12 protein-coding genes and 1 pseudogene are annotated in these 13,312 nt (G+C 58.9%); 12 read left to right on the top strand and 1 reads right to left on the bottom strand.

The window, feature by feature from the left end; genetic code table 11:
* Positions 1–86 precede the first annotated feature (86 nt).
* The 11 genes and pseudogenes from FHX05_RS16260 (at position 87) to FHX05_RS16310 (ending at position 10,075) form a co-directional block, all read left to right on the top strand.
* Complete coding sequence (locus FHX05_RS16260; protein WP_183872980.1) at positions 87–1,064, top strand: sugar kinase; 978 nt, start codon at positions 87–89, stop codon at positions 1,062–1,064.
* Positions 1,064–2,341, top strand: a complete 1,278-nt coding sequence (locus tag FHX05_RS16265; protein ID WP_183872982.1) for a D-tagatose-bisphosphate aldolase, class II, non-catalytic subunit — start codon at positions 1,064–1,066, stop codon at positions 2,339–2,341. The genes FHX05_RS16260 and FHX05_RS16265 overlap by 1 nt, the downstream gene beginning before the upstream one ends.
* A gap of 23 nt (positions 2,342–2,364) precedes the next feature.
* The gene (locus tag FHX05_RS16270) at positions 2,365–3,090 is read left to right on the top strand and encodes an SDR family oxidoreductase (protein ID WP_112603282.1); all 726 of its coding nucleotides are present in this window, start codon (positions 2,365–2,367) and stop codon (positions 3,088–3,090) included.
* A 254-nt stretch (positions 3,091–3,344) separates the two neighbouring features.
* Positions 3,345–4,685, top strand: coding sequence for a cyclopropane-fatty-acyl-phospholipid synthase family protein (locus FHX05_RS16275; RefSeq protein WP_183872984.1), 1,341 nt, complete (start codon positions 3,345–3,347; stop codon positions 4,683–4,685).
* Between the two features lie 358 nt (positions 4,686–5,043).
* Positions 5,044–5,811, top strand: coding sequence for a L,D-transpeptidase (locus FHX05_RS16280; protein ID WP_183872985.1), 768 nt, complete (start codon positions 5,044–5,046; stop codon positions 5,809–5,811).
* Positions 5,812–5,923: 112 nt separating this feature from the next.
* Positions 5,924–6,199 carry a type II toxin-antitoxin system ParD family antitoxin gene (locus tag FHX05_RS16285; RefSeq protein ID WP_183872987.1) on the top strand — a complete coding sequence of 92 codons (276 nt, stop codon included), beginning with the start codon at positions 5,924–5,926 and terminating at the stop codon, positions 6,197–6,199.
* Entirely contained in the window at positions 6,186–6,530 is a 345-nt protein-coding gene (locus FHX05_RS16290; protein ID WP_183872989.1) for a type II toxin-antitoxin system RelE/ParE family toxin, read from the top strand. The genes FHX05_RS16285 and FHX05_RS16290 overlap by 14 nt, the downstream gene beginning before the upstream one ends.
* Before the next feature lie 177 nt (positions 6,531–6,707).
* Positions 6,708–7,382, top strand: a complete 675-nt coding sequence (locus tag FHX05_RS16295) for a response regulator transcription factor (protein WP_183872991.1) — start codon at positions 6,708–6,710, stop codon at positions 7,380–7,382.
* Positions 7,379–8,842: a HAMP domain-containing sensor histidine kinase gene (locus tag FHX05_RS16300; protein WP_183872993.1), complete on the top strand. Its 1,464-nt coding sequence runs from the start codon at positions 7,379–7,381 to the stop codon at positions 8,840–8,842. The genes FHX05_RS16295 and FHX05_RS16300 overlap by 4 nt, the downstream gene beginning before the upstream one ends.
* Before the next feature lie 130 nt (positions 8,843–8,972).
* Positions 8,973–9,149 (top strand): annotated as a pseudogene (locus FHX05_RS16305) (ankyrin repeat domain-containing protein); the annotation flags it as partial.
* A gap of 89 nt (positions 9,150–9,238) precedes the next feature.
* The gene (locus tag FHX05_RS16310; RefSeq protein WP_015342569.1) at positions 9,239–10,075 is read left to right on the top strand and encodes a bifunctional allantoicase/(S)-ureidoglycine aminohydrolase; all 837 of its coding nucleotides are present in this window, start codon (positions 9,239–9,241) and stop codon (positions 10,073–10,075) included.
* Positions 10,076–10,157: 82 nt separating this feature from the next.
* Here FHX05_RS16310 and FHX05_RS16315 read toward each other — a convergent pair whose 3' ends face one another.
* Positions 10,158–11,888: a tetratricopeptide repeat protein gene (locus FHX05_RS16315; protein WP_183872995.1), complete on the bottom strand. Its 1,731-nt coding sequence runs from the start codon at positions 11,886–11,888 to the stop codon at positions 10,158–10,160.
* A 370-nt stretch (positions 11,889–12,258) separates the two neighbouring features.
* On the opposite strand from FHX05_RS16315, the gene FHX05_RS16320 reads away from it, so the two are divergent.
* Positions 12,259–13,278, top strand: a complete 1,020-nt coding sequence (locus FHX05_RS16320; protein ID WP_246698971.1) for a hypothetical protein — start codon at positions 12,259–12,261, stop codon at positions 13,276–13,278.
* The last annotated feature ends 34 nt before the right edge of the window (positions 13,279–13,312 follow it).

Below are 13,312 nucleotides of genomic sequence, written 5' to 3' on the forward strand. Positions count from 1 at the left end.
GAAAACGATGAGCCTTGCGGTGAGGATAGCGCCGGACGACTCGCTGCGGCGGTTTGAGAGCAACAGGTGGCGAAAGCAGGATTGCAATGAGTTCAGCACTGGCTCCCGATCAGCTTGGCCCGACGGTCTGCGTCGGGGAAATCCTCGTGGAAATCGTTGCCACGACGGTCGGTGATGGTTTCAGGGAGGCACAGCCGCTCATCGGTCCTTTCGCCAGCGGTGCTCCGGCAATCTTCATCTCCCAAAGTGGGCGGCTTGGCGGCAGCGCGGCGATGATCGGCGCCGTCGGTACCGATGATTTCGGCCGCGTGAATCTCGAAAGGCTGAAGGGCGACGGGGTCGATATCTCGGCTATTTCGGTCGATCCCGATTATCCAACGGGCAGCGCCTTCGTCCGCTACCGCAAGGACGGGTCTCGCGACTTCGTCTACAATATCGCGACCTCGGCAGCCGCGCGCTTCGGCTGGAGCGATGATGTCAGCAATCTCATCGGTCGTGCCGGGCATCTGCATGTCATGGGCTCGGCATTGTCGGTTCCGAGTGCGCGCGAGGTGATCGACAAGGCCGTCGACATCGTCAAGGCTCGCGGCGGCACGCTGTCCGTCGATCCCAACATCCGCAAGGAATTGAAACTGGACGACGACACCGAACGCCGGTTTTCTAGGCTTGTTGCCGCGGCCGATCTATTGTTGCCCTCCGGTGAGGAACTGGAGCGTGCGGCCGGCGTCGAGGGCGAAGCCAATGCGGTCCGCCGTCTGTTCGAGATCGGCGTCCAGGAGATCGTGCTGAAGCGGGGAGCGAATGGCGCGACCTATTATGGCTGCGACGGCGAGCGCATCGATGCACCGGCCTTTGTCGTCACGGAGGTCGATCCGACCGGTGCCGGCGATTGCTTTGGCGGAGCCTATCTTACCTGCCGCCGCCTGGGCATGCCCGTGAAAGACGCCTTGACCTATGCCGCTGCTGCCGGCGCGCGCAATGTCACCGTCATCGGCCCGATGGAGGGCGCCGGTACCAAAGAACAGCTCGACGCGTTCATCGCAGCCACTGAAAGGCATTCCTGATGCAGATCCATCTCGGCGAACTGGCGAGGCTGAGGGCCGAAGGCCGCCAGGCGGGAATCACCTCCGTGTGCTCGGCCCATCCGCTCGTACTCAGGGCTGCGCTCCGGCATGGCCGGCTGCATTCAAGCACAGTGCTAATCGAGGCAACCTGCAATCAGGTCAATCATCTGGGCGGTTATACCGGCATGATACCGGCCGATTTCGCAGCGCTGGTGCAGCATATCGCCGAGGAAGAGGATTGCCCGTCGGAGCTGGTAGTTTTGGGCGGCGACCATCTGGGACCAAATCCCTGGCGGGATCGCCCGGCCGAAGAAGCGATGGCCGAGGCGGAAAAAATGGTAGCCGCTTATGTCGACGCGGGCTTCCGGAAGATACATCTGGATGCCTCGATGGGCTGCAAGGACGAACCGATCGCGCTCGACGACGAGACGACAGCCCGTCGCGCCGCACGCCTTGCCGCTGTGGCGGAGGCTTCGGCTAGGAGAAGCGGCGGGGCTATGCCGGTCTATGTGATCGGCACCGAGGTTCCGCCGCCGGGCGGCGCAGATCACGCCCTGACTACAATTGAACCGACTGCGGCCGCCGCCGCCCGCAAGACGATAGACATTCATCGCCGCGTGTTCGAGCAGGCGGGATTGAGGGAGGCGTTTACGCGCGCCATCGGATTGGTCGTCCAGCCCGGCGTCGAGTTCGGCAATCACAATGTCATCTTTTACGATCGCAGCAAGATCGCCGAACTGAAGTCGCTCCTGGCCGACGAACCGCAGTTCGTCTTCGAGGCCCATTCGACCGACTATCAAGGTACAACACCCTTGACCGCTCTCGTCGAGGACGGCTTCCCCATTCTGAAGGTTGGTCCCGAGCTGACATTCGTGTTGCGCGAAGCCCTTTACGGCCTGGATCTCATTGCTTCCGATCTCGTGCCCGACTATGGCGAACGGCCGCTCTACGCGGCCATGGAAGCGCTGATGCTCGCGCAGCCGAAAAACTGGAGCCAGCATTATCACGGAACGGAGGCGGAGAAGCGCTGGCTGCGGCATTATTCGCTGTCCGATCGCATTCGCTATTACTGGGCGTCATCCGACGCGCAATCCGCTGTCGAGAGATTATGCGACGCGTTGCGCGGTAAGACCGTGCCGCTTCCGTTGTTCTGGCAGCACATGCCGGCTGCACGGCACTTCGCGGATGCGCCATTGGAGCCGGAGCAGGTTTTGATATGGCGTATCACCCGCAGCCTCGCGGATTATCACGCAGCCTGCGGAGCCATCAAACGATAGCTAGCTGATCGAAGGAGGAGATCATGGAGGAACTGAAAGGGAAGATCGCCGCGGTAACCGGCGCGGCATCGGGGATCGGGCTCGCCTCGACTGAGGCCATGATTGCGGCGGGAGCGAAGGTTGTCCTCGTCGATCGAGATGAGAGAGCATTGGCATCGGTGTGCGAGCGCCTGGGCGATCTTGCCATTCCGCTTGTTGTCGATCTGCTTGATTCGGAACAGTGCGCCGCGCTACTGGAGGGCATCCTTGCCAAGGTCGAGCATCTCGACATTTTTCATGCCAATGCCGGCACCTATATTGGCGGCGATCTGGTGGAGGCCAATCTTGACGCCATAGACAGGATGCTCAACCTGAACGTCAATGTCGTCATCAAGAATGTCCGCACGGTCGCGCCGCATATGATCGGGCGCGGGACGGGCGATATCATCGTCACGAGTTCGGTCGCTGGGCATTCGGCGATCCCGTGGGAACCTGTCTATTCGCCCTCGAAATGGGCAATGACCAGCTTCGTTCAGGCCATGCGGCGCCAGCTTCTGAAGAGCGGTATTCGCGTCGGCTCCGTTTCTCCAGGCCCGGTCATCAGCGCCCTGCTTGCCGACTGGCCGGAGGAAAACCTGCGCAAGGCCAAGGAAGCCGGCGCCCTGATCGAGCCCAAGGAGGTCGCCGACGCCATCATGTTCATGCTGACGCGCCCGCGTAACGTGACGATTCGCGACGTCGTGGTTCTGCCGAGTGCCTTCGACATCTGAGGAGCGTGGAGCTGCAAGCTGCCCGGCAGGGCGGGTGTCTCATATTCATGTAGCCCGCCCAACATATGTGCTTGAGCCTTGATCCCGCGGATGGCGGCACCTTTGTAATCGTGATTGAATTCACTCAACCTTGATGTCGCAAATGATCTGGATATTTTACCAGATTAAGTAGTACGCTTTCGACACCGATAGGGATTCTTCGCGACCTCAGGCCAAGAATTCACCGTCGAGGAAACGATAAACAGGTAGTTGTCATGTTTCTAGAAGCAGCTCTTTCCCGTTTGATCAAAATCGGAACGCTTACGGTCACTTTTCCGGACGGTTCCACGCGCAGTTTCGGTACGGGATCGGAACCGCGCGCTGCGATGAAAATAAACACCGCCCGCGCAAAGCGCCGTCTGCTCCTCAATCCTGCCCTGGCGCTGGGTGAGGCCTACATGGACGGCGAAATCGAGCCAGGATCCGGCGATCTCTATGAAATGGTGGACCTGCTTGCCCTCAATTTGATGGAAGGGGGGACCCATCCTTTCGAGAAACTGATGGAAAAGATCCGTTGGCTGCGGCGAAATCTCGATCAATTGAATTTTGCGGATCGTTCCAAGCGCAATGTGGCGCATCACTACGATCTCGATGCGCGGCTCTACTCCTTGATGCTGGACGAGGACAGGCAATATTCCTGTGCCTATTTCCCCATCGGTGACGAGACGCTCGAGGAAGCTCAGCTCAAGAAGAAGCGGCATATCGCCTCGAAACTCATGCTCGATCGTCCGGGCCTGGAGGTTCTGGACATCGGCTGCGGATGGGGCGGCATGGCGCTCTATCTTGCTAAGGAGTTCGGCGCGCGCGTCACGGGCCTGACCCTTTCGGAGGAACAATTGGTGGCCGCAAAAGCCCGCGCGAAGGACGCCGGGCTCGAGCATATGGTCACGTTCGAACTGCTGGATTATCGCTCCTGGACGCGCCCGGTCGATCGCGTCGTCTCGGTCGGCATGTTCGAGCATGTGGGTATCAACCATTACAAGACCTTCTTCGACAAGATCCGCTCCATGCTCAAGGAGGACGGCGTCGCGCTGATCCATGCAATCGGCCGGGCCGATGGTCCCGGCAGCACCAACCCGTGGATCGCGAAATATATCTTCCCCGGCGGCTATTCGCCGGCGGTATCCGAAGTCCTGTCCGTGGTCGAGAAATCCGGTCTCTGGACGACCGATATCGAAATCCTGCGGCTCCATTATGCCAAGACGCTCGAGCAGTGGCGTGACCGCTTCATGAAGAACAGGAGCGCCCTGGCAAAACTTTATGACGAGCGGTTCTGTCGCATGTTCGAGTTCTATCTTGTCGGGTCCGAACTTGCCTTCCGCCGCATGGGGCACATGAACTGGCAATTGCAGCTGACGAAGAATATTTCCGCCCTGCCGCTGGCCCGAGACTACATGGTCGATATCGAGCGGGCCCGGGCGGCCATTGCCGAGCAGGGAAAGATGGGACCGATCGAGGCCGCGAGCGCGCGGGCAAAACGGGATCTGACCTTGCACGACGAGCGCAAATCCCGTCAGCAAAATCAATCCCGCGGGGAGTCCTCGCGGAACCTCTAAAGCCTGCTTGCAGGCAGTTATGAGGGACTTGGCTGGGCACGATATCTTGCCCGGCCTTTTCTTCCGTAACTATGCGGTACATGCCGCATCTTGGAGGCGATTGTGTTCTGCGTATGCAATCATAAAGTTTAAGCGTCGATGCCTCTGCGGGCGCTCGACACGCCCGCGGAAGCGCAAGGCCCTGTGGCTTCTGGCACACACCCGCCGATTGAGTTTGTATGATCGTGGTATTGGTAAACTTGTCATCATCGGTCCCGAGTGGCTATGAGGTCATCATCACTTAATGATGAGACATGTCGCCTCTTCGGCCTCATCAATCGAAGACGCGATATTAATGTGCGGGGCTTGTTAGGATAGGATGCGATCAACCAAGACTGAAAAGACTCTTTCCCGGCGGGCTTTCATGCTGGGGTCGATCTCTGCGACTGCGGCGCTCGCGGGCTGTGCCACCACAGCCCCTGTTCCTACTCCGATTGCAGCTCCGGCTCGTGTGCCGCCCGTCGTCCCGGTTGCATCAGAGGCTCCGAGCGCCATCACACCGGATCCCGAGCTCGAAGCGCGCTATGCGTCCGTGGTTGATGGCGGCCATGTCATTCCGGCCATTCCCTATCGAAAGCTGGACCCGAAGTTTTATCGTCAGCGCGTTCCCGATCCGACAGGCGAGGCGCCCGGCACGGTCGTCGTCGATACGGCATCGAGATTTCTCTATGTCGTTGAGCGCGGCGGCACGGCGATGCGCTATGGTGTCGGCATCGGCCGCGATGGCTTCGCGTGGCAGGGCGAAGGTATCATTCATTGGCGGCAGCATTGGCCGCGCTGGAAGCCGCCGGGCGACATGATTGCCCGCAAACCGGAACTCGCGAAATATTCCGTCGCCAATGGCGGCATGGACCCGGGCATCAAGAACCCGCTGGGTGCCCGTGCGCTCTATATCTTCCAAAATGGCAAGGATACGCTCTACCGTCTGCATGGCTCGCCGGAATGGCGCTCGATCGGCAAGGCAGCCTCGTCAGGCTGTGTTCGCCTGATCAACCAGGATGTTATCGACCTCTATGAGCGCATCCCCTATCACGCGCGAATCGTCGTTCACCAGTCGCCGCTTCAAAGCAAGGCGATTTCCGCCTGAGCGAAATCGGCTTCCTCGGGAGGCGCCGATGTTTCGGGGCGGTGTAGCGCCGTACGAAATCTCGACATGTGTGCGACTGAGTAGCACTTTGGCGTCTAAAGGAGATTGTCTCGTGAGCGTCAAGTCGTCGATATCGTTGACCGATCAGCAGGATGCGTTCGCCCGTTCGCTTGTCGAGACCGGCCGCTATTCCAGCCTGAGCTCCGTTCTCCAGCAAGGTCTGGAACTGCTGCGACAGAAAACGGAAGCCGAAGCGGCCGAGACGGAAGGGCTGCGCAGGCTCATCCAGCGTCGCGTTGATGGACCGAAGATCCCTGCTCAGGAGATGGAAGAGCGGATCGAGAGCATGATCGAGCGCAAACAGCGAGCTCCTCGTGTGGAGCCTTGAATATTCCAAGGATGCCGATATCGATTTCGAACTGACCTTCGATCATCTGTTTGCATCCTATCTCGATCTTGGAGACTCGGCTGACGAAGCTCTGGAGCGCGCGGCTAACCGTATTCGCGAACTCCATCTGGAAATCAATCGGTTGGTCGAAACCCCATATATCGGAACATTGGAGCCGGATATCTATCCTGGCATCCGCTTCCTGCGGCGTGACAAGGCGGCCGTCTGGTTTCTGCCGATCGAGGAACGCAAAACGATCATCGTTGCAACGATTTTCTTTGGCGGTCAGTATTATATCAGGCGGATGCTGGCGCGCATGCTGCAGCGATAAGGATCCAATCGTCTGTTCGAATGGGGTTTCCGGCTTCGAGCCGACCCATCGTCTTATTGGTGGCGACCCATTGGCGTCCTCCTGGTGCTACTTGCGCAATCTGCATGTAATGTAGCCGCAATCTTTGGCTGTCAGTGGGGCGAGGGATGGCGACGGCCGTCCTTTGGGGGAAGGTCATTGCGAATTCTGCTTCTTGAAGATGAGCCAGAAATGGCGCGCGCGCTGCTCGAAGCGCTGCGCCGCCGCGACGTGCTCGCCGATCATGTCCGCACCATTGCGGATGCCGACGTCATGGCGCGTGTCGGGAGCTATGATGTCCTTGTGCTCGACCGCCGGCTGCCTGACGGCGAGGGGCTGGACCTCGTGGCGGCATTGCGCCAACGCAAGCATCCCGTGCCGATCCTGGTGCTGACTGCGCTCGGCAGCGTCGACCATCGCGTCGATGGGCTCGATAGCGGCGCCGACGACTATCTTGCCAAGCCTTTCGCGATCGAGGAGCTGCTTGCCCGGCTGAGAGCACTCCAGAGGAGAGGCCCGACGATATCCGATCGTTATCTGAATTTCGGTAATCTGAGCGTCGATCCGGCAACCAATGACATTTTCGTCGGCGGCTCGCTGGTCGAATTCCCGCGTCGTGAATATCTGGTGCTGGAGACGCTGATGCGCCGCCCGAACCGCATCGTCACGCGGCCGAGCCTGATCGAAGCGGTTTATGCCCTCGAGGACGAAATCGGATCGAACGCTCTGGACGCGCACATCTCGCGCATTCGAAAGAAGCTGCTACTGGCCGAAGCCACGGTCGAGATAAGGGCCGTGCGTAACATCGGCTATCTGATCCGGGCGAAGGCATGAACGCGGAACGCAGCCGATCGTTGCGCTGGGGGCTTATAAGGCGCCTGATCGCCTTGCAGGCCTTTCTTCTCGTTCTCTTCTTCGTCCTTCTCGTCGGTTGGATATGGATCATCAATCCCGAGCTGGAAGATGCCAATGAAGAGGCTGTCCGTGTCGTCGCTCAGCAGGTGACCAGAGACGATGACGGGCAGTTGCAGGTGGCGGAGACGCAGGAGGTAGCAGAGCTGAAGCGGCGCTATCCTGAACTCTGGTTCATGATCCGGGACAGGAAGGGAATACTCTTTCAATATGGAGAGATACCGGCGACCGCTCTCAACGAGAACTTCCCGTGGACGATAGATCGGGCAAGGGTGGAGGCTGGCAATGGAGCCCATGCCACGGTCGAGAACCGCGAGACTTCCGTCGGCAAGCTGCAGATTGTCGCGGCCACCGAGCGCGGCTTTGATAATGACGGCTTGAACGTATGGATCAATATGCGGGTCGACGTTGCCAAAGGTCCCAATGGCGAAATTCATTGGCTCAACGTCCTGCCGGCTCTGGCATTCGTGATCTTCATCGGCGTCTTTCCGATACTGGCGGTGACTGGCGTGGCGACGCTGCTCGTCACGCCACGTGCCGTCGGCCGGTCGCTGAGCGGGCTTGTGGAAACGGCAACGCAGGCGCAAGCGATCGATTTCGACACACGCTCGGCCCGTCTCGATCGATCCAAGGTGCCGACCGAGATTATCCCCCTCGTGGATGCCTTCAACCATGCCCTCTCGAAGCTGGACGAGGGGTATAACAGGCATAATCGCTTTCTTGCCGATGCCGCGCATGAGCTGCGGACGCCGATTGCGATCGCGCGGACGCGAGCGGACCTTCTCCCCGAGGCCGAAGTCAGCCAGCAGGTGCGCGATGATATCGACCGCCTGTCTCGCGTCGCCCATCAGCTTCTGGAAATGCAGGCAATCGGGGTGGTCGAACTGCGGGCGGAGAAGAAGGACCTGAATGTGCTGGTCGAAAACATCGCTGCCGACCTTGCGCCGATTGCCATGGATGCGGGCTATGATTTCGATTTCGAGCCAAACCCGGAGGAGGCGGTCTTCGTGATCCAGACCTCGACGATCGAAATGGCGGTTGTCAACCTGATCCGAAATGCGATCGATCATGCCGGAGGTAAGGGCTCGATCATCGTTCGTGTCGGCGCTGGCGGTACGATCGACGTCTGCGACGAAGGCCCAGGCATTCCGCCGGAGGAGCGCGATCGTGTCTTCGAGCCGTTTCGCCGCATCAACACCAGTTCGTCCGGTGCTGGCCTGGGGTTGAACCTGGTCAAGAAGGCGGCTGAGCTCCACGGCGGACGGGTTTCGTTCCCGGACACCGGTAGCGGTTTTTGCGTGCGCCTGCAGATCGGTTCTATCCCGCCCACTGTCCCAGTTACAGACATGGGCTGGCGGCGGAAGCCGCAAGTGCCGGGCTAAAACGGCGTGTGGCAGCTATTGCCGCGCAAAATCCTGAAACTGTTTTCATTTTCACAAGCGGTCGGGGCTCGGATATTCGATTTTCCGAAGCCGAGTTCCCTGATAGGGTTTTGGGGAGAGACTCCAACGGGATAAGGTCATTCTCGGTGACAGCGGTCCGCGCCATATTGAGATCGTCAGCTTGTTGATCGATGCGGGCGCAGACGTCAATCTAGGGAACAATGATGGCGCAACGCCGCTGCAGCATGCGCGCAGTCGTGGTTACGCTGAGATCGTGAAATTGTTGGAAACGGCGGGGGCGACGTAAGGCAGCATTCCGGCTTCCAATGCTATGCAATACGACAGGGAGGTACATGTCTCAGCTTCCCGAAACGATGAGAATAAAGGGCTTCGATAATGGAAAGAAAATACTACTCCTCTCTGGGTGGCCATCCGCCGCAAAGCGACCTACTGACGGGGCGTGCCGTATTCACGGAGGCCTATGCGGTCATTCCGAAGGGCGTGATGCAGGACATCGTCACCAGCTATCTGCCCTTTTGGAACGAGACGCGCTGCTGGGTGATCGCCCGGCCGCTTTCGGGTTTTGCCGAGACCTTTTCGCAATATGTCATGGAGGTGGCGCCAGGCGGCGGCAGTGACCGTCCGGAGCAGGATGCCGAGGCCGAGGGCGTGCTGTTCGTCGTCGATGGCGAGATCGAGTTGACGCTGCCATCCGGCAAGCATGTTCTTCAGCCGGGCGGCTATGCCTTCCTGCCGCCGGGGTTGAAATGGTCGCTGCACAATCGCTCCGGCGCCCATGCCCGCTTCCATTGGGTTCGCAAGGCCTATGAGGCCGTCGAGGGGCTGGCCCATCCTGAGCCGCTTATCTTGAACGAGAAGGACATTACGCCATCAGCCATGCCGGGTACGGAGGGCCGCTGGGCAACGACCCGCTTCGTCGATCCGTCCGACCTGCGGCACGACATGCACGTGACGATCGTCACCCTGCAGCCGGGTGCCGTCATTCCTTTCGCGGAAACCCATGTCATGGAACATGGCCTCTATGTGCTGGAAGGGAAGGCCGTCTATCGCTTGAACCAGGATTGGGTCGAAGTCGAGGCCGGCGACTTCATGTGGTTGCGCGCCTTCTGCCCGCAGGCTTGTTATGCGGGAGGTCCAGGCCCGTTCCGCTATCTGCTCTACAAGGATGTCAATCGTCATATGGCGCTGCGTCCATTCGGTTCGCGCCGTTGAGCCGATCGCCTCCCCGGAGCGCCTGAGTGCCCTTGGTACTGGGCGTTTCGCGAACGAGCGCTGTAACGTCGGAGATATGCTTTCACTGACCTCTGCCGTCCGGCTTTTGAACATCGTCGCCGGCCGGCAATCCGATCTCGATCAGCGTATGGCTGATTTTCTCGCGCGCTTCGAGATAGGCCGAACCGGTGTTACGAGACGGCAAGCCAACATTGGCGGCCGTCGAACCAGGCCTCAATTGCAGCGCCGTCGCCAAAGCCTGTTTCGCTTCATCGGTCCGACCCAGTCGTTGATAGGCGGTTGCCAGAAGCATATGCGCGCGTCCTGTTCCCGGCGTAATTGCAATAGAACGCTGCAGCCATCTGACGGCGTCTTCATTGCGGTCCAAAAGCAGATCTGCAAAACCTGCTCCCAACAACCATGTCCAGCGCGAGACATCCGGCGTATCGAAGCGATCGGCCTGTTCGAATGTTGCAAGTGCATCCTCGAACCGGCCCAGCTGAACTTGCGTCAAACCGAGGTGAAACAGCGCTGTCCCATCCCACGGATTGAGGCTCAACGCCCTTGCACAAGCCACAAGGCTTTCTGCAAATTGGTTGGTTACGGTCAAAAAGCGGCAATAGGTTCCAAGTACCGGAAGGAAGTTTGGCCGGGCTTTCAAAGCACGTTCCAACAGAGATCTCGCGTTATTTTCCGCAGCCCTGCTTTCGGCGGGATTGTACCAGGCAAGCTGAATTCCGCGCAGGTGCAGCGCCGCCAAGGCAATTTGCAGATCGACATTATCCGGTTGTTCGGCGAGATATTTTTCCAGTATCGACCGAGCCGTCGCAAACCGTTCATGTGTCGTCTGATTGATCGACGCGGAGGCCTGCTTTATCGCGACACTGGCCGCGCCAGCCTGAGGGGCGCTGTCGGTTTGACCGAATTTGTTCAGGCGAAGGGCAAGGTCATAGCCAGCCCCGGCAGCAAGCCGAGATGCGAGGCGCTGTTGGTCGGGCTCGCTGGCATCCAGCTTGACTTCGGCGACCGATACGACCTCCCGGCTGCTCGCATTGATAAAGCGCGTTTGAAAGATCCATGCTTGCGGACTTCTTTGCAGTTCCCCCTGTAGAAGGAAATCCGCCCCATCGGAGCGATTGAAGGTGGGCTTGCCTGATGTCGCCGGCTCGGGTTCCTTGGGGATCACGAGGCGGATACCATCGATCCTGGCAAGGCCATTGATCATTTCCGCAGCAACGCTTTGTGCTAGAGCGGCGCTTTGGGCATCGCCAACAGTATCGACGATCGGCAGGACTTCGATGACAGGTCGGCCGTTTCCTGAAATGCCGCCAAATCCCGAAGAAAAGACAGCGACACCGAAAATCATGGCAAGCATGCAAAGAAGTGTGGCTCCGCCGAGAACCAAGGCTTTAGGCAAGCCTAGCCAATGGCGAGGTGCGATGGGGTAAGTTGCCGGAGCGTCGGCAATCGGCGTATCGCTCAACGCCGGTCGCGGGTCCGGACCTTCCTGTCTCGTGGATACCTCAGCGGTAAACAGATAACCGCGGCCCGACACAAGCTTGATCATGTGCCGTTCCGTATCACCCAATGCCGTGCGTATTTCGCGAATACATTGAAAAAGGCTGTCTTCCCCGACATGAATCCCGGGCCAGACAGTATCCATCAGTTCCTGCTTGCTGACGGCACGCCTATTGTTTGCAACGAGGAATTTCAGCAATTCAAAGGCTTTAGGGCGCAGCTTGATGATCGAGCCGTCAGGTCCGTGAAGCGCGGCGCGATCTGGATCGAGGACGAACCCAGCAAAACAAAACACCTACTCTCACCGATCCTCATCTGAAGTATCGAAAATACCATGAGTATAAAGAGGGCTTAACTCCCCAGTCAACGTGCCGATACCCGCCGAGGCGGAAACAGATTTTCACTTGCATTCATGGGTGATGATCTCGGTCACGAGCAATCAAGTGCCTGGTGAAGTCGATAATTCAGAAAAATTTCAGAAAATATCAGAAGCTCGCCGAGCCTCATCAGGACATCCAATCTCGTTCCAACTACCATCGGGCGATATTTTTTATATATTTCATCAACCGCTGATAAGCTGAGGCTCAAGATGTGGACAAGAAGGGAACGAAGCAATCTTTCGATTGTTAACCGTTTCTCTCCACCGATATCCGCGGCGGCCCCGATTGAGCACCGATGTGCTGGACCTCGCTCAGCCGACACAATGGAAAGAACCGTTTATGGGAAGAGTGCTTGATTTCCCCCCTCATCGACCAGCGCATCCTGCCCGGGCAATGGAGGCACCGTCTCCCGGCAAGCCGAGCGAACTGATCGAAACGGCGCAATTTTCTTCCGCCGTTTTCTTACTGGCACGTAGCTTCGCCGCTGTTTACGAATCCTTGCCTTGGACTGCGGCGCTTTTTGCCACCCAACAACGCCGGCTCTTATGTCACGCCGCATTGAGCGACTACTTTCTGGCCGTTCGCAGGGCCGGGGCGGGATTGACCAGAAACGGTTTTGGAAGTCTCGCCCGGCAGTACGGGATTGCCAGCCGCAATACCGCCTACGCATTTTTCGACGAAGCGCTGCGATACAATATCATTCGTCCGGTCGCAGGTTCCAGAGGTGGTCCTTCGGATGAGGTCGGGCCTACGCACTCAACACTGTCGATGCTGATCCGCTGGTACAGCCTGCATTTCCAGGCGCTCGACCTTATAGACGGAGGAGGCAGGGCGGCTCGGTTCCTTATGGAGCCGCAACGCATGCTGATACTCATCGAACCGCTTGCGGCACATGCCTTGTTGACAAGCCGGGAGGTACGCAGCCCTGGGCCGCTTCATGCCATCTTTGCCAGCGGCGATACGGGGGGATTTCTGATGGATCGCCTCATCGCCGGAATAGATCCGGAAACTGTGGTGGGACAGGGACGGCTCCTGACGAATGTCAGCTCGATTTCCTCTCTAGCCTCATCGTTCGGCCTTTCGCGCGCCCATATCAGCGGCAAGCTCGCAGCAGCTGAATCGATCGGTGCCGTCGGTTGGAGCGGCCGGCGAGGGCGTTCATACATCTGGATCTCGTCCGGCTTCTACCAGGAATATGCGCGTGCGCACGCCCGCAAACTACGCATTCTGGATGACGCCTTCACCGAAACTTGCACTATTTTGGCGTCGTTCCCGATAAAATCGGCGGCTACCTCCGATAGCTGAGATCCTTTGTGCAATGATCAGTTTGCAAATGAAG

Source organism: Rhizobium sp. BK491, from assembly GCF_014194925.1.
Classification (GTDB): Bacteria; Pseudomonadota; Alphaproteobacteria; order Rhizobiales; family Rhizobiaceae; genus Rhizobium.

Coding starts and splice junctions, on each gene's coding strand:
- FHX05_RS16280 (WP_183872985.1), top strand. CDS start 5,044: ATGCGATCAACCAAGACTGAAAAGACTCTTTCCCGGCGGGCTTTCATG.
- FHX05_RS16310 (WP_015342569.1), top strand. CDS start 9,239: ATGGAAAGAAAATACTACTCCTCTCTGGGTGGCCATCCGCCGCAAAGC.
- FHX05_RS16300 (WP_183872993.1), top strand. CDS start 7,379: ATGAACGCGGAACGCAGCCGATCGTTGCGCTGGGGGCTTATAAGGCGC.
- FHX05_RS16275 (WP_183872984.1), top strand. CDS start 3,345: ATGTTTCTAGAAGCAGCTCTTTCCCGTTTGATCAAAATCGGAACGCTT.
- FHX05_RS16270 (WP_112603282.1), top strand. CDS start 2,365: ATGGAGGAACTGAAAGGGAAGATCGCCGCGGTAACCGGCGCGGCATCG.
- FHX05_RS16260 (WP_183872980.1), top strand. CDS start 87: ATGAGTTCAGCACTGGCTCCCGATCAGCTTGGCCCGACGGTCTGCGTC.
- FHX05_RS16265 (WP_183872982.1), top strand. CDS start 1,064: ATGCAGATCCATCTCGGCGAACTGGCGAGGCTGAGGGCCGAAGGCCGC.